A 21,778-nucleotide genomic window follows, 5' to 3' on the forward strand; every position below is an offset into this window, starting at 1 on the left:
CCGCAATCAACGACATCAGCTTGTCTGTTCTGTTTTTGCATGGGCAAAGAGCAGTTCCTCCACCTCTGCTGCCGGAAGCGGTCGGCTGAAATAGTAGCCTTGGATTTCTTTGCAGTCATTGCTCATCAAAATGTCGAGCTGGTCCTGCGTTTCGATCCCTTCGGCGATCACATCCAGCTGTAAATGATTGGCCATGGAAATGATCGTCGCCACGATTGCCTGGTCATGCTTGTTCATCGTTATGTCCGTGATGAAGGAGCGATCGATTTTGAGCTTGTGGATCGGGAACTTACGCAAATATCCAAGCGAGCTATACCCGGTTCCGAAATCATCCAGGCTGAATCGGACCCCGTATTCCGCCAGCTCTTGCAAAATGGTGGTCGATACCGTCGCATCCATCATCATGCTTTCGGTGATTTCCAAGTTGAGATATTCCGGTTTCAAGCCCGTTTCCTCAAGAATCTGGCGGATATATTTCGGCAGGTTCAAATGGTGGAACTGTTGTGACGACAAGTTGACGGAGACAGGAATAAGCGGCCCTCCGGCATCGTGCCATTTGCGCATTTGGCTGCATGCTTCGCGAAGCACCCACGATCCAATCTCGAAAATGATGCCGGCTTCCTCCGCAATCGGAATGAAGACGCCAGGCTGGATTTCGCCTTTTGTCGGGTGGTTCCACCGGACCAAAGCCTCTACCCCCGTGATCCGATTATGTACCGTGCTGATTTGCGGCTGATAGTGAATATGCAGCTGGTTGCGCTCAATGGCTTTGCGCAAATCGTCTTCAAGCTCGATCTTTTCGCGAAGGAACACATCAAGCTCATCCGAATAAAACTCGTAATCGTTCTTGCCTCTTTTCTTCACTTCATACATGGCGGTATCTGCGTTTTTCAGCAATTCGCCGGCATCGGTGCCATGCTCGGGATAGATCGCGATCCCGATGCTGGCCGTCACGTAAAAGTCATTGTCCTTCAGATGATAGGGAACCTGGATGGACGCGATGATCCGCTTCGCCAACACGGCCGCATCACGCTCCACCTCATCATGAAAGCAAAGAAATGTGAACTCATCTCCCCCCATTCGGGCGAGAATCGCTTGATGGTCCTTCATGCTGGCCTGCATCCGCTCGCTGACCATCTGCAGAAACAAATCACCGTACGCATGCCCCAATGAGTCGTTGATCATCTTGAACCGATCGATGTCAACGACCATCACCGCGAATGGCGCTCGCTGCTTCCGGTTCTGTTCGATCGCTTCCTCGATCAGACTATTGAACTTGCGGCGGTTCGGCAATCCCGTCAGCTCATCATGATAAGCCAAATGCTGAATCGATTCTTTGATTCGCTTCTCTTCGGTGATGTCTTTGGCAATGATATGGTACCCTGCGACTTTCCCATCGATACGCACAGGGATTTGCGTGACGGCCAATGCAAGCGGATCGCCGTTTTGATGCAGGATGCTCGTTTCGCGCCTGCTTGGCGTATCTTCCGGCATTGTTTCCCCTGCCATCACCTGGTCGAGGCCGATGCGGGAAATATGCTGGCCAACGTAAGCTTTCTTTTGAAGACCTGTGATGCGCGACATGGCCGGATTGAAGCTCAAGATGCGTCCTTTTGTGTCGATTGAAATGATCCCGTCTTCATTGTTTTCATAGAGCGAACGGTACCATCTCGCATTTTCACGAATAACCAGATCCTTTTGCGACAGTCGTTTGTTGATCACGACACCGAGCATCGTTAAACCGAGCATGAACAGCGTGCTCGCCGCGATGATAACGGCGAGAATCCCCGGCTTAATGCCGTTCTGCGCCGTCAGCTCGGCTCCCGTGCTCGGCTGAAATTCCGCAGCGGCCATGCCTGTGTAGTGCATGCCTGCAATCGCCGCACCCATGATCATCCCGCTGATCAGCTTGGACAATGCGACGTGGCGCGCCTGATCCTTGCGAAAATAAAACAACAGCCAAAGTGCGGCAAGCGACGCCGTCGCTGCAATCGCGACCGACAATCCTACCAACACCGGCTTATAGTGAATATCGACGCTCATTGCGGCCATTCCAACATAGTGCATCCCCACGATTCCAGCCGCCATCAGAAGTCCGCCAATGATCAGCTGCATTCGTTTCAGCTCGTTGCGTCCGACGACGATGAGCGCGATGAATGAAACACAAATCGCCAGCAATACCGATACGATAACCATTTTGCTGTCATAGGAAATCCTCAGGGGAAGAGAAAAGGCGAGCATGCCGACGAAATGCATGGACCAGATCCCGATCCCCATCGACAGCGCACCGCAGATCAACCAAAGCAAGCGTTCCCTTCCGGCAGAAGTGCTGATTCTGCCCGCCAAATCCAGAGCAGAGTAAGAAGCCGTAACCGCAATCACGTACGATAAGGTGATCAACAGCCAGTTGTATGTACCATGAAGATGTTCTTCCATCATGATCCCTCCTTTCCTCGCTTTCTCCACGTGCATATGCAACAATCGACATCGTGTGGTTGCAAGCGATCCTGCCCTCACAACGTCGATGAACAATTTTTGTCCTCGAAAATATATGCTACATCAGTGAAGAGAAGACAACAAGCGGTATAGACGCTTTTCCCCTGCAAATGGTACGTTTTTCGCAATGAAAGTGGCTCCTCTTGCAAGCACTTGTATGGTATGATGATTGCCGTGCCTGGCCTGCACATCTGTTCAGCGGGCAGGGATTGCTAGAATCATGACAATTCTACAATTTTTGCCAATTTGTATCCGATCATGTAACGTTATTCTTACAAAAATCGTCATTACTACGATACACTATTCTTTTGATTAGGAGAGACTTATGGGGGCTACATCAAACTCAGTAGAAGTAAAAGTAAAGTCACCTGCGCAAAACGTAGTTTTTTTATTGATTCGCCAACTCCGTCCGCATCAATGGACGAAAAACTTGCTCGTTTTCGCTGCCTTGCTCTTTTCGCTGAACAAGGTGAGCGTTCACGTCGTCGGCAAGTCCGTCATCGCCTTCTTCCTGTTTTGCTTCGTTTCGGGCTGTGTCTACATATTAAATGACTTCGCCGACATCAAAAATGACCGGAACCATCCGGAGAAACGACACCGGCCGATGGCGTCTGGCGCGCTGAATCCTGCGCTTGCGATTGCATTTGGCGCATTTCTTTTGATCGGTTCGCTGCTGGCCGCATTTTATTTTGACCGGCTTTTCGGGGCTGTACTGGCATTCTATTTCGTGCTCAATGTCGCTTATTCGTTCAAGCTGAAGCACGTTGTAATCCTGGATGTCATGATCATTTCCGCTGGCTTCGTGCTCCGCGCAATTGGCGGCAGCCTGATGATCGGCACCCCGTTCACGCCTTGGTTTTTGCTCTGCACCATGCTGCTCGCGCTGTTTTTGGCAATCAGCAAACGGCGGCATGAACTGCATCTTTTGCAGACAGAAAAAGGGGCTCACCGCAAAGTGCTGGAGAGCTATTCGCCCGAATTGTTGAATCAATTGAATACGATTGTCACATCGGCCACCATCATCAGCTACTCGTTGTTCACCTTTACCTCGGGCCGGACGGTCCAATTGATGTGGACGATCCCGTTTGTCATCTTTGGCATTTTCCGCTACCTCTACCTGATTACGATCACCAACAAGGGAGGCAGCCCCGAAAAGGTATTGCTGGAGGACAAGCCCATTTTCGTGACGATCATGCTGTACGTCATCGCCGTGGCCGGCATCATTCACTTTTTTGAATAACAGCACAGAAGGTTGTGGATTCCGTTATGCCATCACTGCTTCTCATCCTCATTTCCGTCATACTCAGCGCATCGGGGCAAGTCGCCATGAAAATGGGGGCTTCTTCGCTTTCCGGGAAAAATGACATGCTGCTAATGAAATTCGTGCACTACCTGACCAACCTCCCGATCATGGTTGGGCTGGCCTTGTACGGCATTTCCGCATTTGTCTGGATCGCTGCCATCGAAAAAGTACAGCTATCCTACGCTTACCCGATGGCTGCTCTGGGATATGTCTTGGTCGCTGCGATGTCGGTGTGGTTTTTCCATGAGCCGATGTCACCGATGCGCATTGCCGGCCTGGCGATCATCGTTGTCGGCGTTGTTGTGATTTCGCAGTCCTAGCATCAAATCGAAGGAGTTTTTTTCATGCTATATGTGTTGGCGCCGTTTATCGGCTGGCTCGTTTCGGGCACGACCAAATTTATCATCAACTATCTGCGTTTCGGAAAAGAAGCGCGTCATCGTGTGGGAAACGGCGGTTTTCCCAGCACCCATACGACCGTAATGGTGACGACCATCTGTCTGATCGGCCTGCAAGAAGGCTTTACGCATCCTGTATTCGGACTGGGTGTGGCGGTGACGTTCATCATCATCATCGATGCAACCGGCTTGCGCAGAGCGGTTGGGAGACACGCTGCGCTGCTGAATCAATTGGCAAAGGAACACCCGGAAGCGGCGGGAAGCAAACCGTTGCGGGAAAGCATGGGGCATACGAAATGGGAGATCGTCGGAGGAATTGTGCTTGGCGTATTGCTCGCCTTCGTACTGCACACCCTCGCCAAGCTTGTCCCAGGGCTGCTGGGATAGCGGGAGGGAGTGACTGCGATGAAAAACCGTACTGCCACCTATACCTTGCTGCTCGGAATCACCCTGCTGCTGTTCATGGCGGCCATCGTCACCTCGACCTCCGTCTTGTTCCTGTTCGGTGTCCCGGTGTCGGCATTCAGCTTCTGGCTATCGGCAACTGCAGCACTCATTTGCCTAGTGGGAGCCATTTATACATTTGTTCCCGTTTTCCGGGGGCGCTGGATGGTGTGGACTCTGGCTGGTCTGCTGGTAATCGCAGGCTTGTGCTGGTATGTCAGCGCCACAACCTACGACCTGTCGTTTGACGGCCAAACGTATCACCAGGAGGCCATCATGCTGTTGGCCCAAGGCTGGAACCCCGTTGTCGATCCGCCCTTGTTGGCACCGAGCCAGGAAGAGATCGCGAAAATGGACGGAAAAGAAATTTTGACGGCTTTCTATCTGTGGATTAACCATTACGCCAAAGGGCCGTGGCTGCTGGATGCGGTCATGTACAAGGTGACGAATCAGATCGAGCTGGGCAAAATGTTCAACCTGCTGCTTCTGTTCTCCTCATTTTTGCTCAGTGTGGCTGCGATGCTTGCCGCCTATCCGGAAAAAAAGACGCGGGCCGTGCTGATTTCGCTGCTGCTCGCCTGCAATCCGGTCGTGATTTGTCAGGCGACATCGTATTATATCGATGGTCAGCTCGGGTCGCTCATCTTGATCATTTGCGCTCTCGGCGTTCTTTTGTTCAAGCGTTATCACGGCTGGGTGCTGGCCGCATTGTGCGCAGCGCTGATGCTGCTGGCCGAGGTCAAATTCACGGCACTGGTCTATGCGGTGCTGCTTGGAGGAGGCATCTTTCTCCTGTTCCTCTTCTACGACAAACAGAGGCGCTGGAAAAGGCTGCTGGCCGCTTTCGCCGCCAGCTTTGTGCTCGCCGTCGCGGTAGTGGGCTACAATCCGTACGTGACCAACACGCTGACGAAGGGCCATCCCTTTTATCCGCTGGCAGGGCCGCATGCCGTCGACATTATGACCTACAACAGCCCGCATGATTTCAGGGGAAAAAGCAGCATCGAAAAACTCGCGATTTCTTTGTTCGCCAAATCGGAAAACATCGCGGGAAAAGACGAAACCTCCTTGAAATTGCCTTTTACCCTCACATCTGCGGAGTTAAAAGTATTCAATGCGCCTGATGTGCGCGTTGCCGGATTCGGACCGCTGTTTGGCGGAGCGCTCCTGCTTCTTCTGGTCGTACTCGTCACGGTGCTCGCCGGAGACAGGCGCAAGGCAGCACCGGTGCTGTTGATCAGCGGCATTCTCTTGGCGAGCGTACTCGTCAATCCGGAATCGTGGTGGGCGCGCTATGTGCCGCAGCTTTGGATAATCCCTGTGCTGATCGCGATTGCCGGACTGGAATCGCGAAGCGTTTTTTCCCGGAATGCGAGCCGGATGCTGCTTGGCGTACTGCTGATCAACATGGTGATGGTCAATAGCTCCCATATCTCCGACCAGTCCTGGGTCAATGAGGCAGCCAAACAGCAGCTTGCCGACATCAAAGCCAGCAAGAAAACCGTGCTCATCGATTTCCATCATTTCAACTCCAACAGGCTTCGCTTGCAAGAGGCGGGCATCCCCTTTGTGGAAGGAAAAATCGATGACAAGGATACAAATGCCAAAGGGCTTGTCGCTTCCCGCGCACGGTATGTATTGAAGTAAACCAAACACAAAAAAACCCGGACAGACCATAACGGTCAGCCGGGTTTTTCAATCGTATTAGTGAACCAGCGAGAACAAGCCGTTGATGTGAGTCAGGTAACGGATATGGCTCGCTTCTTTCATCAAAGAAGCAGGCATGCCTTTCAGGCGAGTTTGGCTCGCACCGAGAGTCGCGATACCATCTTTGCGGCCCAAGCTAGCCAGTGTTCCGGAGAATACCGGGTTGAATTCTTCCATCGGTGCACCTTTGAACGAAGCGAAGATGTTGTATCCGATAGTTTCACCCATTTGCCATGCCAGCTGTGCTGTAGGAGGATAAGGACGCTCTTGGCCTGTTGGGAAAACAACAGCGCTGTCGCCAGCTACGAACACATCAGGGTGGGACGTGGATTGCAGGAATGCGTTAACGGTTGCACGGCCACGGTTGCACTCGATGCCGGAAGCGCCAACCAAAGCATTTCCTTGCACGCCGCCAGTCCATACGAGCGTGCTCGTTTCGATGGAGCTTCCATCTTTCAAGGATACGGATTTTTCCTTCATTTCGGTGATCGCAACGCCGGTCAGGAACGTAACGCCGCGTTTTTCCAAGCTGGTTTTCGCACGCTCAACCAGTTCAGGGTTGAAGCCAGCCAGAATGGAAGGACCTGCTTCAACACAGTAGAGGGAGATTTCTTTGAAATCTACTCCTTTGTTGCGGCACAAGGTTGGCAGCATGTCAGCGAATTCGCCAACCAGCTCGATCCCGGTCAATCCGCCGCCGCCGACAACGATTGTAGCGTCCGCTTTGTTTTTGGTTTTGCTGTACGCCTCGATGCGCTCTTCCACATGGCGGCGAACTTTGTTTGCATCGTTGACCGATTTGAGCGTGAAGCTGTGCTCTTGCAGACCTGGGATTCCGAAGAAAGCCGTTTCACTTCCAAGCGCCATAACGAGCACATCGTAGCTCAGCGTTTCGCCGCTTGCCAATGTCACGCGTTTGTCCTCTGGCTTGATCGCCTCAACCGTGTCGATTACGAGATTAACGTCTTTGCCTTTCAGCAGCTTGTCCAAAGACAGCGCTACGTTGTTCTCTTTCAGGTTGCCTACAGCCAAACGATGCAGCTCGGTAATGATTTGGTGAGTTGGGAAACGGTTCACCACTGTGATAGTAGCTTCTTCAGCAGACAGATGTTTTCTCGCTGTTAATGCGGTCAACAAACCGCCATATCCGCCGCCCAAGATCAATACTTGCTTTGACATACGAATCCTCCATCCTTATTTCATCAGCGTTGTTGTAAGATCGCTTCTCTTATTTTTGTTTGTTTTTCTCGCCCAATACTTCAAGGAATGCTTGTGCGAAGTGCAGTGTTTTTTGCACTTGAGGGTCTTTCAGCATTTTCAGGATGCCGAACAGGCCCACGGTCGTTGTCGCTTCTTGAGAGCGCTCATTCGCTTCCAAAGCGGCTGCCGCGATTCCCATCGCTTTTTCCTGGATCGGTTTCACGAACTCCTCCACGCCGCCTTTCAAATCTTCAACGAATACTTTGTCGGTAGCCAGACCGTGTACAATATCGTACGTTTTGGTGAGCATGGTCACCATTTCTGCCAGCTTGGGAAGGTTGTCAACCAAGACAGTCAAGGATTCCTGTACTTCAGGTTTCATCAGTTGATCAAGTACATCCACACGTGCAACTGTCTCTTCTTTGGTAACTACTGCTTGTTCAGACATAACTTAACTCCTTTACGTTGTGATAAAGTCTGATGCTGTGCGTCTTATTTCGAAAACTTGGCTCCGCCAAGCTTTTTGCGGGGCCTTAGTTGTACGAATTCCGGATAAGGATTTTATGAAATTCTTATCTGTACAATCGAAAAGGCCGCAGACTTTGTTACAAAATTCACAAAGTCTCCTACAATACGACTTACTATTTCAATACTATTATATATCATCTCCAGCACAAACAGTATAGAAAACAATTTTTTAATGGAATTGATTTTTTGCCATTTTTTTCAAACAGAGCTTTCCCACGTTACAAAGAGGAAAAGCTCCGGATGGCATCGCTTATTTCTCGGTGAGCTTCGCTACAATATCGTCCAGCTGCGCTTCCAGCGAGATCGGATCATTGTATAAAGAACCTTTTCGGTCAATCGCGAAAACCTTGTTGTTTTTCACTGCCGGCAATGCCTTCCACACTTTGGTGTCATAGACGGCGCCGGGATCAGCATCGTCGCCTGACCAGGCGCTGGTGAAAATATAATCGCCGGCAAAATCAGGCAGCGTCTCCAGCGACACATTGGCCCAGCCTGTCCCGCTATCGATCGTCTCCTTCTGGACCGCCTTCGGCGCTTTCAGGTGGAATTCGCCGTAAATGATCTCTCCGCCCCGCGCGTATTTGTCACCGAACGCATAAATGCCTTTTGCATAAGGCTGGAGAATCGAAACCGTCTTGTCCCCCACCGCCGCTTCCACCTTCGGCTTGAGCGCAGCGATTTTTTTCTCCCAGCCGCTGATCCATGCCTCCGCCTGCGCTTCCCGTCCGGTCATTTTGCCGAATTCGCGCAGCTGGTCTTTGTAATTGAGCTTTCCATACTCAATCGCTACGGTCGGTGCGATTTTTTCCAATTGGTCGAGATTTTCCGTTCCTGTGAAAGCAATGATCAGATCCGGCTTCAACTCGAGAATCTTTTCGATCGATGTCCCTTCTCCGATGTTCTCCATCCCGTCGGTCTTCCCTTTGAAATACGGGTTTTCCAGTGCCCCCTGGGTTGTTCCGATCGGCTGTATTCCGAGCGCCATGAAATCACCTGTGTAACTGTCGGCGATCACGACCACGCGCTTCGGATCTTTCGGAACCTTGACCTCGCCGTTTGCCGCTTTGTAGGTGATAAATGCCGGTTCCGCTGATGGCTGCGCAGTGCTGCTCCCGGCTGAATGGCCGCATGCCGCCAAAACGCAGAGAAGTGCCATCATCAATGCAGGGGCACCGATTTTTGCAAATCGAAACATAGTCAATCCAGCTCCTTTTATAAAGATAATGATTATCATTATCAATATAATACACAGTGAAACGCTTGACGACAACCCAAATAAAAAGATCATCCGAACGAGGAACGGATGATCTTTTTCGCCTGACCTAATATCTTCAGTTTTTCTTTTCATATGGCTTTTCCTGATAAAAAAAGTTCGGCGTCTCGATGCGATCTTCGTACGCACTGTGGAAAATATGGGTGGCCGCCGGGGAAATCGGCGGGATGAGCCAGGTCCAATCGCCTGTGATCCCGCGACCGTGACGCTGCTCGCGCTCCTCGAACCGTTGGAACTGCTGGCTTGCGGTGTGGTGATCGACGATCATGACGCCGCGCTCCTTAAAAGAGTGCAGCACCGCTACGTTCAGCTCAATCAGCGCCTTGTCCTTCCAAAGCGTGGCTTCGCGGCTTCGATCCAGCCCCATGATGTCGGCTACTCTGGGCAGCATGTTGTAGCGGTCCGCATCGGCGAGATTGCGCGCACCGATTTCCGTCCCCATGTACCAGCCGTTAAACGGAGCTGCCGTGTAATCGATTCCCCCAATCTCCAGCCTCATGCCGGAGACGACCGGAAGCCCGTACCATTGCAGCTGCAAATCGGCGAAAGCAGGGATTTCCGGATGTGTCAGCGGCACTTCCACCACGATGTCCCGCGGGATCTCGAAAAACTGCGGCGGTCTGTTGCCCATCTGCAGCACGAGCGGTAGGATGTCAAAATGCGTCCCTGCCCCCTGCCACCCCAGCTGCTGGCAGTAAGCTGTGAGTGGGACCGAAATGGGATCGCCGATGATTCCGTCCTCTGTCTCATACCCTGCGTACCGGATCAGCTGGTCATTCCAGATCCGTATTTGCGTTTCCTCCGTGACGTGCGGGCGGAAAACCGTAATGGTCGGGCGTATGATACCGCCGTTGGTAGCGAATGCGATATGGCGAAATAACGCCTGCGCCATCTCTTCCTCCGTCTTGCATTCTCTCGCATCCAGAACCTGCAAGGATTCCCAAAATAGCCGGCCAATGCAGCGGTTGCTGTTGCGCCATGCCATTTTTGCCCCATGCTGGAGTTCTTCGCTCGTATGCTCGTAGTAGCCGCGTTCAGCCACCGCTTCGCGTATTTCTTGCAGTCGTGCTGCCATCACTTCGTCTGTTTTGCCCAGCTCTTTATAGCATGCCTGAATGAAGCGTTCAGCTGCCTCGATCCGTTGTTTTCGTTCCATTCTGCCTCTACTCCTGCCACTCATCGTTAGACACATTATATAGAAAGCAAGCGGCTGATCCAAACGAGCTTTGTGGCGGTTTTGCAAAAGATTGAAGCACAAGAGCGCGTCGGCCCCGAAACATCCGGTTCCCACGCGCTCCTTCTCGGTGTACTGCTATGCCTTTACTTCCAGTAAAAAGACAGACAAAAACTTGCGCACGCTGATGCGGCACTTCGTCGTTTTTTCCCCCGCCTCCAGCTCCTGCATGCGCTGGCGCACTTCCTGGAAATCAAACAGGCGCGGCGCGAAATGCTCAAAGGTTGGGTTCGCATAATCGGTCAAGCCAAGCGATGACAAGTGGTTAAACGCCTGCAGCACCATCCGGCGGATGCGCTGTTCCATCGCCCGGACTTCTTTTCCAGCTGCCTGAACGTCCAATCCTCCATGAAGCTTATGTAAAATTTGTGCATACACTTCCTTCAGCTGGAGATCGCGCAGCAGTTCGCTGCGTTCCTCCTGTGTAAGCCATTGGACAAGCAACAGCAGATCAGGCGCCCCCGCCTCGCCTGCAATCCCCAGCTGGAGCATCAGCTGGCGGGCCTTTTGCTCCAGATTCGTCTGCTCATACGCCCCGATGCCATAGGTGGGCGTTTTCGCGAAGCCGTGACTGGCTTGGTCCATCACCTTCACGTCCAAAATTTGCAGCGATTTGCGGATCGATTGAAGCGACGCTTCCAGCGACAGATGGTCGGCTACCCGCTTGAGAACGGACAGTACCTCCAGCCGGTTGATCGGCTTTTGAATGAACGTATCGATTCCTTGCGAATACGCTTCACCGATCATCTCTTTGTTTTCCACCTGTGACACCATGATGAAACGGCCGCCAAATCCTTCGCCCTTCAGCTTTTTGATCGTTTGAATCCCGTCCATACCAGGCATCAAGAGATCGATCAGGATGACATCGACCCCGAACAGCTGGTCGATCGAGACACTGATGCCGTCGCTCGCTTGTCCGACGATTTCGCCCAAACCGCTTTCATTGATGATGCGCTCCAGCATTCTGCGCACAACCGCATCGTCTTCGATCAGGAAGAAACGAATCATAGCACACTCTCCTTCCGCAACAGTTGATCCGTAGGTATGGTTACCTCGAAATGAGTCAATTGCTTGTGGTCGTTCACAATGCTCAAGTTGCCCTGCAGGCTATGGACAATGCCCCGCGCATGCGTAAGTCCGATTCCCGTCGAGGCATTGCCGGCCTGATCGTATTTGGTGGTGTAGCCTGGTTCGAATACCCATTCCCGCTCTTCACGCGGAATTCCCGGTCCATTATCCAGCACGTGAAACACGATGTCCCGCTGCCTCAGCTCGACGGCCAGCTCAATCCAGCCCGCCGACGGAATCGCCTCGACCGCATTGGCCACCAGATTGTTCAGCACCGACAACAGCTCATAGATTTGGCTGGTTGACAAGTCCACTTCGCACGTCATCATGAACTGAATCCGCTTCCCGATCATTTCGGCATATTTTTGATTGGCCCTGATCACGAGCTGGCACAAATCGGTAATCGCAAGCCTTGAATCCAGCCCTTCCTGGTTGATGATTTTCGACAAACCGGCCAGCATGCGCTGCGAATCCTTCTTCACTTCATGCACATGCTCTGCAATTTGAAGCGCCTTGTAAGATTCAGTATTTTCTGACATGAGCAAACGGGTATACAATTGATAGCTTTCTCGGGTGATTTCTTCAAGATGGGACATCGATTTTCGCAAATAAAACGCTTCCCCGTACAGCTCCGTGTTGATCATCCGCAGCTTCTCCAGTTCCTGCTGCCGCACCTCGCCGACAGCCCGGACCTGGCGAATCATAAAGTTATTATAAAGGCCAACAGCAAAAAAACTGCGGAGAGCCCCGAAAAAGAGAAGCATCAAAATGCTTTGCAACGTCATGTCGGGAAAATCGCCGAACAGCTGGCGGACGAACAGCTCAACCATGTTGGAGGCGAAATCGACGGTGGCTCCGATCAGCCCTACTCCAAGCGGGAACTCCAGATATTGCCGCGCCCGGCTCAAATGGATCAGCAGGGAAAAGCTGAAATAGTAAAAGGCGGACGGCAAATGGGCCTGCAAGCTGTCAAGCAGGGCGGTATGGCTGATCATCATGTCCAACCCAACCCGAAAGCCGCAAATAAACGTCCCCGTCAAAAAACCGGTCAGCAAAACGGGCAGCGATTGAAACCATAGCAGCCCAAAAAAGAATGCGGCAATCCCCAGGGAAAAACGAAAGGAACCCCCGAACGGGTTCACTTTCATCTCACCAAAAAAGGCAGTAGCCAGCATGATGATCACAAGCATAAACAGGCGATCGCGCATAGATACCCCTTTCCCAAAATGAAAGATCTCCCATTCCTATATTACTAGGAAATGGAGATCTGCAAAACCGGAATGATTATACATGTTTGTTTTCCAGACGCTTTGAGAATACAGACAGCGCATAGTTTACGACAAAATACATGACCGCCACTATCAAAAAGGTCGGAATGACATAATTGACATTGCGTCCATTCAAAATTTGCGCGTGGTTCATCAGCTCAGGCAGCGCAATGACGACGGCCAGCGACGTATCTTTGAGCAGCGAGATAAACTGGCTGACGATCGGCGGCACCATGCGGCGCAAGGCTTGCGGCAGCACGATGTGCCAAAGCGTCTGGCTATAGGTAAGACCGGAGGAGCGCGCAGCCTCCAACTGGCCTTTCTCTACGGAATTCAAGCCGCTGCGGACGATTTCCGACAGCATCGCCGATTCAAAAATGACCAGCGCCAAAATCGCTGCGTAAAACTTCTCCAGCTTGAGTCCCACTTCTGGAAGCGCAAAGTAGGTGAAAAAGATGATCAGCAGAAGCGGCAAGTTGCGGACAAGCTCAACGATGACCGCGAGAATGCGCGAGACGACCGGGATTTTCGCGTAACGAAGCGTCCCTACGATGATGCCGATCGCAAAGCTGAACACGATGGACAAGAAAGCCACTTCCAGTGTAACCAGAAAGCCTTCCAGCAAAAAGGTCAGATGTGAGGGAGCGTATGCGCCGATAAAATCCATGGTTTTCCCTCCCTTTTATCGGCTTCTCGCCAGTCGCCGTTCGAAATACCCGACGATCATGCTGAGCGGAAGCGTCAAGATCAGATAAAAAATACCGACAAAGATGTACACATCAAAGGTGACAAACGTATCTGCGGAAATCAGATCGCCGAAATACATCAGGTCGAGGCCGGCGATCACGCCCAGCACGGATGAGTTTTTCACCAGATTGATAAACTGGTTGCCCATCGGCGGAATGACGATTTTCATCGCTTGCGGCAAAACGATCAGGCGCATGGTTTGCCCATAAGTCAGCCCCGAGGAGCGGGCCGCTTCGGTCTGCCCTTTGGGCACAGCCTGAATGCCGGCACGGATCGTCTCCGCAATGAAAGCCGCTGTGTAAACCGTCAGACCAAGCGTACCGGCAACGAACGGTTCAAGCCGGATACCGATGGCGGGAAGCCCGACAAAGAAAAAGAAGACGACGAGAATCAACGGAATATTGCGGATGAATTCAACATACACGGTTCCCACCCATTGCAAAGGGCGCAGCGGGGCGATCCGGAAAATGGCCATGATGGTCCCCAGCAAGAAACTGCCCACGAGCGAAAGCAAACTGGCTTTCAGCGTATTCCCAAAGCCTTGGAGGAAATAGTCCCAGTGATCGAAAAGGATGGAAAAATCAAGCATCTGCGTTGCGAATCCCCCTGTCTATGTATGGAAATGAGCGGATGAGCGGTAGGGAGACCGCTCATCCTGGGCAACTCATCTGAATCGGTTATTTCTTTGGCTTTTCGCCAATCCATTTTTCGTAAATCTTGTCGTATTCACCGTTTTGCTTCATTTCTTTCAGCAAATCATTGATGGTGGCAGTGAACTCGGAGTCGCCTTTGGCTACCGCGATTCCATAAGGCTCCTCCGTGAACGTTTCGCTCGTGACGCGGTAGTTCGGATCTTGTTTGGCCATGCCGTACAAGAGCGCGTTATCGGTCGTCAGAGCGTCACCTTGACCTGCTTTCAGCGCTGTGAACGCCTCTGCATAGTTCTCGAATTCGAGGATCTCTGCATCGGGGGCTTTTTCGCGGATATTTTTAGCGGAGGTAGAACCCTTCGCAGTGAGGATTTTCATGCCTTTCTTGATGTCAGCCAGGCCGTTGATCGGGCTGTCTTTTTTCACCAGGAGGGATTGGCCTGCCAGGAAGTAGACGTCAGAGAAATCGACTTCTTTCTTGCGATCTTCCGTAATGGTCATCGTTGCGATGATCGCATCGATCTCTCCATTTTTGAGCATCGGAATGCGAGTCTTGGAGGTAACTTCCTTCAACTCGATTTTATTTTCATCGCCCAGCACTTTTTTGGCGATCGCCTTGGCGATATCGATATCGAACCCTTCGACGTTGCCGGATGTAGGATCTTTCAGCCCGAACAGGTTCAGGTCATACTTGACGCCGACAACGAATTTGCCTCTTTCCTTGATTTTCGCCAGCGTGCCGGCCGCTGCCGCCTGTCCTTGACCTGCAGGAGCCGCACCCTCTGTTGTTTTACCTGCGCCACAGCCTGCCAGCATCGTCGCGCCAAGCATCGCTGCCAATCCAAAACCTACCACTTTTTTCAACATCCGATTCGCTTTCAAATTGATTTCCCCTTTTCTTTTGTTTTTTCTCTTTATGAGACCGCTTACATTCGGTCAGTGATTCAAGATGCGGCTCAGGAACAAGCGAGCCCGCTCTTCACGCGGATTGGCGAAAAAGTTCCGCGGATGCGCTTCCTCCAAGATTTGGCCCTGGTCCATGAAAACAATGCGATCCGCAACTTCGCGGGCAAAGCCCATCTCGTGCGTGACGACGACCATCGTCATGCCTTCCTTGGCCAGCTTCTTCATGACATCGAGCACTTCCCCGATCGTTTCCGGGTCAAGCGCGGAAGTCGGCTCATCAAACAGCATGATTTTGGGCTTCATCGCCAGCCCGCGCGCGATCGCAACACGCTGCTGCTGTCCGCCTGACAGCTGGGTCGGGAACTTCTCCGCCTTATCGGGGATCCCTACCTTTTCGAGATAGTAGGTCGCTGTCTCAATCGCCTCTTTCTCAGGGATGCCCAGCACCTTGATCGGAGCGAGCGTGATGTTTTGCAGCACCGTTTTGTGCGGATACAGGTTGAAATGCTGGAACACCATGCCGATGTCGCGCCGGAGCTTGTTTATGTCGGTTTGCTTGTCATTAACCTTGACGTTGTCGACCACCAGTTCTCCGCTTGTAATCGTCTCCAGCCGATTGATGCACCGGACCAGCGTGCTTTTGCCGGAACCTGATGGACCGATAACCACGACAACTTCACCCTGGTTGATGTGCAGATTAATGTTCTTCAGGACGTGGAAGCTCCCGTAATGTTTATTCACTTGATGAAAGCTGATCAACCAAGTTCCCCCTTCTGTCTCTTTTTCTAGACATATCGTAACCACAGCTCTACCGGAAACTACTGAAAAAGACAGTGTTATTAATTTTTTCTTTTTAATTTTCTAAAAAGTGTTCCCCCCACACGCAATTCGGACATTGGAAAAACGCGAAAAAACCAGCCTTGCGAGCGGCTGGTTGACTTGCTCGGCGTTGTACTTCTTTTTTTCAAGTTCTAATGTTCGATATTTATCAAACATTGATGTTTACCGTTACTTTTGCTACAATTTTTTTATGAGAACACCATTCCAACCGTCTATTGACAGCATTAAGCTGACTTCTGTCCTGCACGCCTTAAGTGACCCCGTGCGGTTTAAAATTGCCCAGTGCCTGTACAATAAACATGAACTGTATTGTGCAACGTTTCAGGTCAATGTGGCCAAATCTACGCTCTCCCACCATATCAAGGTTTTGCGGGAGTCGGGTGTCATCAAAGTGCGAATTGAATGCAAGCAGCATTTTTACTCGCTGCGCACCGAAGATCTGGAAGCGCTTTTTCCAGGTCTGCTTAAAGTCTTGTTTGAAACGGATACAGACCGGATCTAGCACCACAGTGTGCTTCACGATTTTTACACCCGGTTAACCAAATATAGGATGAATCGGGTTACAAGACGATGTTCCGGCTTAATAACGCCTCTTTCGAGAAAATCAAGGAGTAAGGAGAACCAGCCTCTTGCATTTTCTTCGATGACTGGTTAAAATGTTTGCTCAAAGGGTATGATTTTTCATGCGATGAGGAAGAAGAGTAGGCATTTTACGAGACCCCAGAGAGCTGATGGTTGGTGCGAATCAGTGTCGAGTGGATGTTGAATGGGCTTCCGAGCTCCAAACCGAACCTGTTCTCGGAACAGCAGTAGGCTTTGGCGTTGCGTCCGTACGTTATCAGAGGACACCGTATCATCGGGTACGGCTAAAGCGATTTTGCGTATGTGCAAGAATTACTTGTCATGCGTGAAATAACAAGGGTGGCACCACGGTTCATTCGTCCCTGTCCAGGGCGGATGGACCTTTTTGTATTTGTATGACCTAAAAAAAGCATTGAAAGGAGCATCATTCTCATGAAAACGATCTTTTCCGGCATTCAGCCAAGCGGCATCCTGACCCTGGGCAACTACCTCGGGGCCATGAAGCATTTCGTACCGCTGCAAGAAGAATTCAACTGTTATTACTGCATCGTCGACCAGCATGCGATCACCGTTCCCCAAGAGCCTGAGACGCTGCGCCAAAACATTCGCCGATTGGCCGCGCTGTATCTCGCAGTCGGGCTCGACCCGAAAAAAGTCACGCTTTTCATCCAATCGGAAGTGCCAGCGCATGCCAAGCTCGGCTGGATCATGCTTTGCAGCTCGTACCTCGGCGAACTCGAGCGCATGACCCAGTTCAAAGACAAGGCGAACGGTCGCGGCGAATCGATTCCAGGCGGTCTGTTGGCCTATCCTCCACTGATGGCTGCGGACATTTTGCTGTACGGAACAGACTTTGTACCGGTGGGCGAGGATCAGAAGCAGCATTTGGAGCTGACACGCGATCTGGCTGAACGCTTTAATAACCGTTATGGCGAGATTTTCACAATTCCGGAAGTTCGCCTGCCGGAAGTGGGCGCTCGCATCATGTCCCTTGCCGATGGCACCAAAAAGATGAGCAAATCCGACCCGAACCAGGGTGCCTTCATCTCGATGCTCGACGATGCCGACACAATCGTGAAAAAAATGAAGCGTGCGCAAACCGATTCAGACAGCGTCGTGCGCTTTGACAAGACCGAAAAGCCTGCCATCTCCAACCTGATGACCATCTACTCCCTCTGCTCCGGCAAATCGCTGGATGAGATCGAGGCACAGTACGAGGGCAAAGGCTACGGCGCATTCAAAACCGAACTGGCTGAGGTTGTCGTCGAGACGCTCCGCCCGATTCAGGAGCGCTACGAACAGCTTTTCCATTCCAGCGAGCTGGATGACATTCTTTCCGAAGGCGCAGAAAAGGCAAACAAAGTCGCCAATGACATGCTGCACAAAGTAGAGCGTGCGATGGGTATGGCTCGTTTGTAAGGATAAACAAAGTGGGTTGGGAGCTTTCCGCGGTTCCCAACCCACTTTGTATAACGCGTTTCTGCCCGATATTTTTCCGGCATCCGCTCCGTTCTCGCTTCTGATGCCGTACGTCGACACCGTTGCATGTCTGTTTTTTCGGCCTGTCTTTTGGCCTTGCCGGTCTCGGTCCGGTCATCATGGGCAAAACGCTGCCGAGAAAACGAATGTTTGCAGCAAAACACCAAGAAATTTCCTACCCGACATCACCTGCAAGCACAACGAAACGAACCGGTGACAGCCATCGGTTCGTTTCTTGTGTTTAAAAATCTACATCTTTGGTTTCCGGTCCAAGCAGTGCGCCTACCGTAATGAAGAGTCCGCCAACGACGAGGATGACGATCGGCGTATACAAATAAGGCATCACGTTTTGCAGACCAAGCATGAAGAATGGCGTCAGTGCCGGGACGATCAACGCCAGGCTGTAGCCTACCCCGTACCCCGATGCCCGCACTCCGGTATGGAACCGTTCCGTAATATAGGAGGTCAAAACGCCGAACACCGGAATAACCAGCGAGTTCACCAGCACGACCAGCAGGATGAGGGTGGCGGTATTTTGATAACCGCTGCTGAGCAAGTAATAGTAGAGAAGCGGTGCGACGGTGAAGCCGAGAATCCCGAATATAACCAGAACTGCTTTTCGTCCGATCTTTTGGCTGATCGCTCCCGCAAGGATGAAAAGCACGAACATGATGATATTGGTCACAAGCTGTGCATTCGTGGAGACAGCGCTGTCCACCTTGAGCATTTTCAGCATGCCTGGCAGCGACGAAATGATCGCATTCGTGACAAACCAGACGCCGCTCATCACGAGAAACACTTGGCCGAGCTGGGCCAGATTCGCCTTGCTGAACAGGTCTTTGAGCGGATTCTCCGCCTTTTTCGATTCCTTCCACACCTCAGATTCCGGCACTTTATAGTACGAGTATAAGAATAAGGCAAACGACAGCAAAGCACCGATGACGAAAGGAATCCGCCAGCCCCAGACCGCATACGCAGAAGTAGCGTCACCCGCCGGGAAAAGCTTTAAGGTAGCAAGAGTCACAACCGACACAACGATCGTTCCAGCTGGGAAGCCCGCATTGATGAATCCGCCAAACAATCCGCGTTTCCGCTTGGGCGCATATTCCATCGCCAACGGATTCGCCGACGTATATTCGCCCCCCATGAAAATCCCGGCCACAAGGCGCAGAATCGCCATCGTGACGATTCCGCCGAGCCCCCAGGCCGCATAGCCGGGCAGCAGTGCAATGAGCAGCGTGGAAACGGCGATGCCCAAAATGGAAACCAGCGTCGTTTTCCGGCGGCCGATCTTATCGCCGAAATAACCGAATATCATCGAGCCGACGGGACGTCCGATGAGAGACAGGACAAACACCAGGAAATACAAAGTCGTTGATACGGTCGGCGACAGGTCCGCCGGCTGGAAATAGACCATCGCAGGCGCTAAGGCGATGATCGGCAAATACACGTCGATCATATCCACAGTGAATCCAAAAAATGCTGCGAGTAACGTCTTTTTGCCTTCGTCACTCAATTTTTCATTGGGCCGCTCTTCGGCCACAGCCATGTTGTTTGTCATTGCTTTTCCCACGGACAATCCCCCCTCAATGCAATTGTGTTACACATTTTCACGCAAAGCTGTGACGTTTGCGACGCCATCGACCGCTGTTTTGAACAACGCGACATCCGATGACCAGACGATGTACGGAATCCTGTTTTCGATGGCAAAACGGTACTGCTCCTCGTTTGCGACAGCGATGCCCGCCTGCACGCCCCTCTTTTGGCAAACCGCTAGGATGCGTCGGACAGGGTGGGCCAGCTCACCATGCAGATAGTCCGGTCCCTTCCCGAGTGAAATGCCGAGATCAACCGGTCCGATAAACGCGATATCCACGCCTGCGGTCTGACAAATCGCATCAACTTTTTCGTAAGCGCTTTCAGTTTCGATATGGATGGCGATCGTCGTTTGTTCATTGGCTTGTGCCAAATAATTTTTCGGCGTGTGACCGAACCCCGCCGCCCGATGGGCATAGGTGACACCACGTGTCCCATCCGGCGGGTATTTGGCTTTGTCCACGACATCACGCACTTCTCCTTCATCCAGCAGCTGCGGAACCTGGATGCCTGTCGCACCCAGGTCGAGTGCCCGGAGCACAGAACTCCTCGACGCGTCAGGAATCCGCACCATGCTGCTCATGCCATGCAGATCAGCTACCCGAACCATTTGCTCGACCTGTGCAAAGCTCAAGGTGGTGTGCTCCATATCAATCACGATGAAATCGAACCCGGCCATGCCCAACAGCTCGATGATTTCGGCTGAAAAGATTTTGACGAATGTCCCCACTTGCGGCTTGCCTTCTGCCAACAACTGCTTGAACGATGAGTGACCGGCTTGTTTACGCATCGTATTCCGCTCTTTTCGGTGTGAAAACGTCGAGATTATAGACCGGCTCGTCGCCCACTACTTCCGCATAGTGCTCCACATTCGGCGGAACGACCAGCAGCCCGCCCGCTTCCAAATAAACAATCTCATCGCCCACGTGAAAATTGACCTTGCCGCTCAAAATGTAGACGATCTGCTCATATGTGTGATGGTGCGGCTTAGGCTCATGCCCCGGGTGCAGGACATGCAAGGCGAGCGTCGCGCCTTCCCCGCTGAAGGCTTTTCTCGTCACGCCTTCCCGCACCATCACTTCCTGCATCGTGTTCCAGTTCGCCGCCTTGATTGTTGCGTTCCCCATTTATATCCCTCCTGGTAGTCCCCTGTCGTTTTCCTATTCCTAGCCCTCAACCAAAAAGGTCGTATTCACCGTTGTCATTCGCTTGATTTCTTCCTTGGAAAAACCGTTGTTCAGCAAATTGGCGACAAAAGTGGCCATTCCCTCGTCAGGATACGGATTGTTCACTTGGCCGAGATCACTCGACAGAATGGTCCGTTCCGGCCCGACGAAGCGAATCATTTCAAATAGTTCATCCCAATCGGTTCCGTACGTTGGCGTGATGACACCAAAACACTGCTCCATGTAGGCACCGAGATCAGCCAGCTCCTTCTGTTCCGCTTTGGAAAGGCTTACAGAAGAAAACGTCGGATGCGTAACGACCACTTTTTTCACGCCTTGATTACGGGCGGCACGCACGAGCGGATAAATCTCGTCTTTGCCCAAATGACCCGTGGCAAGAATGAGGTCGTGCTGTGCGATGATCGCCAAAACTTCCTGCGCCGCCTCCGTCAACTCGCCATCCGCCAAAATGGTAATGCCCGCTTTCGTTTTCCCTTGCTGACTCAATTCCAGCTGCACCTTTGCCCAAGGCGGCAGCTCGCCGTAGCTATCCTGAGCCAATAAATAGCGCAGCTCATTGGCTGCATCAAAGGTAGGCATCCAAACGATCTTTGCGCCATCTCGGGCAGCCATCTCGACTGCCATTGGATTAATCCCGCCAACCGGGTAATTGAGCGCGATCGCCCCGATCGGATGAACGTCAGGATACAGCTTTTTCACCAGTCGGGCTCTCTCCGCCGTGCAAAAGTAATGCGATTTAATCCCGAACCCTTTCATCCCTATGCGTTGAATTCGCTCGGCCATTTCCAGGTCATCAAGCTTTCGTTCGTTTACATCCGGTCCTGTGTGTACATGGAGGTCATAGGCGCCCTCAAGCAGTTCTGCATACATCG

The 21,778-nt window shown here is 51.9% G+C and carries 21 protein-coding genes and 1 other annotated feature; of the genes, 6 read left to right on the forward strand and 15 right to left on the reverse strand.

Annotated elements, in window-relative coordinates:
* Window positions 1-15: 15 nt before the first annotated feature.
* Window positions 16-2,439 (reverse strand): EAL domain-containing protein, encoded by a 2,424-nt coding sequence (locus tag ACTID9_RS28075; RefSeq protein ID WP_441068856.1) that lies wholly within the window; start codon window positions 2,437-2,439, stop codon window positions 16-18.
* 382 nt (window positions 2,440-2,821) lie between these two features.
* Between ACTID9_RS28075 and ACTID9_RS28080 the strand changes: the two genes are divergently transcribed.
* From ACTID9_RS28080 to ACTID9_RS28095, 4 genes are read left to right on the forward strand one after another with little or no spacing between them, the layout of a single operon-like run.
* Entirely contained in the window at window positions 2,822-3,736 is a 915-nt protein-coding gene (locus tag ACTID9_RS28080) for a decaprenyl-phosphate phosphoribosyltransferase (RefSeq protein ID WP_441068858.1), read from the forward strand.
* 26 nt (window positions 3,737-3,762) lie between these two features.
* On the forward strand, window positions 3,763-4,119 hold the full coding sequence (locus ACTID9_RS28085) for an SMR family transporter (RefSeq protein ID WP_441068860.1): 357 nt from the start codon (window positions 3,763-3,765) through the stop codon (window positions 4,117-4,119).
* A 24-nt stretch (window positions 4,120-4,143) separates the two neighbouring features.
* Complete coding sequence (locus ACTID9_RS28090) at window positions 4,144-4,584, forward strand: divergent PAP2 family protein (protein WP_441068862.1); 441 nt, start codon at window positions 4,144-4,146, stop codon at window positions 4,582-4,584.
* Window positions 4,585-4,602: 18 nt separating this feature from the next.
* Window positions 4,603-6,288 carry a hypothetical protein gene (locus ACTID9_RS28095; RefSeq protein WP_441068864.1) on the forward strand — a complete coding sequence of 562 codons (1,686 nt, stop codon included), beginning with the start codon at window positions 4,603-4,605 and terminating at the stop codon, window positions 6,286-6,288.
* 57 nt (window positions 6,289-6,345) lie between these two features.
* Here ACTID9_RS28095 and ACTID9_RS28100 read toward each other — a convergent pair whose 3' ends face one another.
* The 10 genes from ACTID9_RS28100 to ACTID9_RS28145 form a co-directional block, all read right to left on the reverse strand.
* Window positions 6,346-7,527, reverse strand: coding sequence for an NAD(P)/FAD-dependent oxidoreductase (locus tag ACTID9_RS28100; RefSeq protein WP_441068866.1), 1,182 nt, complete (start codon window positions 7,525-7,527; stop codon window positions 6,346-6,348).
* Window positions 7,528-7,576: 49 nt separating this feature from the next.
* Window positions 7,577-7,996 carry a DUF1641 domain-containing protein gene (locus tag ACTID9_RS28105; RefSeq protein WP_441068868.1) on the reverse strand — a complete coding sequence of 140 codons (420 nt, stop codon included), beginning with the start codon at window positions 7,994-7,996 and terminating at the stop codon, window positions 7,577-7,579.
* A 330-nt stretch (window positions 7,997-8,326) separates the two neighbouring features.
* Window positions 8,327-9,271, reverse strand: coding sequence for an iron-hydroxamate ABC transporter substrate-binding protein (locus tag ACTID9_RS28110; protein ID WP_441068870.1), 945 nt, complete (start codon window positions 9,269-9,271; stop codon window positions 8,327-8,329).
* Between the two features lie 136 nt (window positions 9,272-9,407).
* On the reverse strand, window positions 9,408-10,505 hold the full coding sequence (locus ACTID9_RS28115) for a nitric oxide synthase oxygenase (RefSeq protein ID WP_441068872.1): 1,098 nt from the start codon (window positions 10,503-10,505) through the stop codon (window positions 9,408-9,410).
* A 156-nt stretch (window positions 10,506-10,661) separates the two neighbouring features.
* Window positions 10,662-11,591: a response regulator gene (locus ACTID9_RS28120; RefSeq protein ID WP_441068874.1), complete on the reverse strand. Its 930-nt coding sequence runs from the start codon at window positions 11,589-11,591 to the stop codon at window positions 10,662-10,664.
* The gene (locus tag ACTID9_RS28125) at window positions 11,588-12,859 is read right to left on the reverse strand and encodes a sensor histidine kinase (RefSeq protein ID WP_441068876.1); all 1,272 of its coding nucleotides are present in this window, start codon (window positions 12,857-12,859) and stop codon (window positions 11,588-11,590) included. The genes ACTID9_RS28120 and ACTID9_RS28125 overlap by 4 nt, the downstream gene beginning before the upstream one ends.
* A gap of 76 nt (window positions 12,860-12,935) precedes the next feature.
* Entirely contained in the window at window positions 12,936-13,586 is a 651-nt protein-coding gene (locus ACTID9_RS28130; protein WP_441068878.1) for an amino acid ABC transporter permease, read from the reverse strand.
* 15 nt (window positions 13,587-13,601) lie between these two features.
* Complete coding sequence (locus ACTID9_RS28135; RefSeq protein WP_441068880.1) at window positions 13,602-14,255, reverse strand: amino acid ABC transporter permease; 654 nt, start codon at window positions 14,253-14,255, stop codon at window positions 13,602-13,604.
* An 88-nt stretch (window positions 14,256-14,343) separates the two neighbouring features.
* Window positions 14,344-15,198 carry a transporter substrate-binding domain-containing protein gene (locus ACTID9_RS28140; protein WP_441068882.1) on the reverse strand — a complete coding sequence of 285 codons (855 nt, stop codon included), beginning with the start codon at window positions 15,196-15,198 and terminating at the stop codon, window positions 14,344-14,346.
* Between the two features lie 54 nt (window positions 15,199-15,252).
* A complete protein-coding gene (locus ACTID9_RS28145) occupies window positions 15,253-15,981 on the reverse strand; it encodes an amino acid ABC transporter ATP-binding protein (RefSeq protein ID WP_441068884.1) in 729 nt (242 codons plus the stop codon).
* A 271-nt stretch (window positions 15,982-16,252) separates the two neighbouring features.
* On the opposite strand from ACTID9_RS28145, the gene ACTID9_RS28150 reads away from it, so the two are divergent.
* Together ACTID9_RS28150 and trpS are read left to right on the forward strand one after the other, a co-directional pair.
* Complete coding sequence (locus ACTID9_RS28150) at window positions 16,253-16,564, forward strand: ArsR/SmtB family transcription factor (protein ID WP_441068886.1); 312 nt, start codon at window positions 16,253-16,255, stop codon at window positions 16,562-16,564.
* 177 nt (window positions 16,565-16,741) lie between these two features.
* Window positions 16,742-17,011, forward strand: a binding site (T-box leader).
* A gap of 65 nt (window positions 17,012-17,076) precedes the next feature.
* A complete protein-coding gene (trpS, locus tag ACTID9_RS28155; RefSeq protein ID WP_441068888.1) occupies window positions 17,077-18,063 on the forward strand; it encodes a tryptophan--tRNA ligase in 987 nt (328 codons plus the stop codon).
* A gap of 301 nt (window positions 18,064-18,364) precedes the next feature.
* Here the strand turns inward: trpS and ACTID9_RS28160 are convergent, their stop codons facing one another.
* The 4 genes from ACTID9_RS28160 to ACTID9_RS28175 are packed head-to-tail and all read right to left on the reverse strand — an operon-like array spanning window position 18,365 to window position 21,776.
* Entirely contained in the window at window positions 18,365-19,696 is a 1,332-nt protein-coding gene (locus ACTID9_RS28160; RefSeq protein ID WP_441068890.1) for an MFS transporter, read from the reverse strand.
* 27 nt (window positions 19,697-19,723) lie between these two features.
* Entirely contained in the window at window positions 19,724-20,509 is a 786-nt protein-coding gene (locus ACTID9_RS28165) for an HpcH/HpaI aldolase family protein (RefSeq protein WP_441068892.1), read from the reverse strand.
* On the reverse strand, window positions 20,502-20,846 hold the full coding sequence (locus tag ACTID9_RS28170; protein ID WP_441068894.1) for a cupin domain-containing protein: 345 nt from the start codon (window positions 20,844-20,846) through the stop codon (window positions 20,502-20,504). Before ACTID9_RS28170 ends, ACTID9_RS28165 begins: the two co-directional genes overlap by 8 nt.
* 39 nt (window positions 20,847-20,885) lie before the next feature.
* A complete protein-coding gene (locus ACTID9_RS28175; RefSeq protein WP_441068896.1) occupies window positions 20,886-21,776 on the reverse strand; it encodes a DUF6282 family protein in 891 nt (296 codons plus the stop codon).
* Window positions 21,777-21,778: the final 2 nt, after the last annotated feature.

This window comes from Brevibacillus fluminis, assembly GCF_052072235.1.
Classification (GTDB): Bacteria; Bacillota; Bacilli; order Brevibacillales; family Brevibacillaceae; genus Brevibacillus_D; species Brevibacillus_D fluminis_A.

Bases quoted from the DNA above. Each gene is read 5' to 3' on its own strand.
- ACTID9_RS28115 (WP_441068872.1), bottom strand. From the start codon at position 10,505: ATGGAACGAAAACAACGGATCGAGGCAGCTGAACGCTTCATTCAGGCA.
- ACTID9_RS28170 (WP_441068894.1), bottom strand. From the start codon at position 20,846: ATGGGGAACGCAACAATCAAGGCGGCGAACTGGAACACGATGCAGGAA.
- ACTID9_RS28165 (WP_441068892.1), bottom strand. From the start codon at position 20,509: ATGCGTAAACAAGCCGGTCACTCATCGTTCAAGCAGTTGTTGGCAGAA.
- ACTID9_RS28110 (WP_441068870.1), bottom strand. From the start codon at position 9,271: ATGTTTCGATTTGCAAAAATCGGTGCCCCTGCATTGATGATGGCACTT.
- ACTID9_RS28095 (WP_441068864.1), top strand. From the start codon at position 4,603: ATGAAAAACCGTACTGCCACCTATACCTTGCTGCTCGGAATCACCCTG.
- ACTID9_RS28130 (WP_441068878.1), bottom strand. From the start codon at position 13,586: ATGGATTTTATCGGCGCATACGCTCCCTCACATCTGACCTTTTTGCTG.
- trpS (WP_441068888.1), top strand. From the start codon at position 17,077: ATGAAAACGATCTTTTCCGGCATTCAGCCAAGCGGCATCCTGACCCTG.
- ACTID9_RS28105 (WP_441068868.1), bottom strand. From the start codon at position 7,996: ATGTCTGAACAAGCAGTAGTTACCAAAGAAGAGACAGTTGCACGTGTG.
- ACTID9_RS28125 (WP_441068876.1), bottom strand. From the start codon at position 12,859: ATGCGCGATCGCCTGTTTATGCTTGTGATCATCATGCTGGCTACTGCC.
- ACTID9_RS28135 (WP_441068880.1), bottom strand. From the start codon at position 14,255: ATGCTTGATTTTTCCATCCTTTTCGATCACTGGGACTATTTCCTCCAA.
- ACTID9_RS28150 (WP_441068886.1), top strand. From the start codon at position 16,253: ATGAGAACACCATTCCAACCGTCTATTGACAGCATTAAGCTGACTTCT.
- ACTID9_RS28100 (WP_441068866.1), bottom strand. From the start codon at position 7,527: ATGTCAAAGCAAGTATTGATCTTGGGCGGCGGATATGGCGGTTTGTTG.
- ACTID9_RS28120 (WP_441068874.1), bottom strand. From the start codon at position 11,591: ATGATTCGTTTCTTCCTGATCGAAGACGATGCGGTTGTGCGCAGAATG.
- ACTID9_RS28080 (WP_441068858.1), top strand. From the start codon at position 2,822: ATGGGGGCTACATCAAACTCAGTAGAAGTAAAAGTAAAGTCACCTGCG.
- ACTID9_RS28085 (WP_441068860.1), top strand. From the start codon at position 3,763: ATGCCATCACTGCTTCTCATCCTCATTTCCGTCATACTCAGCGCATCG.
- ACTID9_RS28075 (WP_441068856.1), bottom strand. From the start codon at position 2,439: ATGATGGAAGAACATCTTCATGGTACATACAACTGGCTGTTGATCACC.
- ACTID9_RS28175 (WP_441068896.1), bottom strand. From the start codon at position 21,776: ATGTATGCAGAACTGCTTGAGGGCGCCTATGACCTCCATGTACACACA.
- ACTID9_RS28090 (WP_441068862.1), top strand. From the start codon at position 4,144: ATGCTATATGTGTTGGCGCCGTTTATCGGCTGGCTCGTTTCGGGCACG.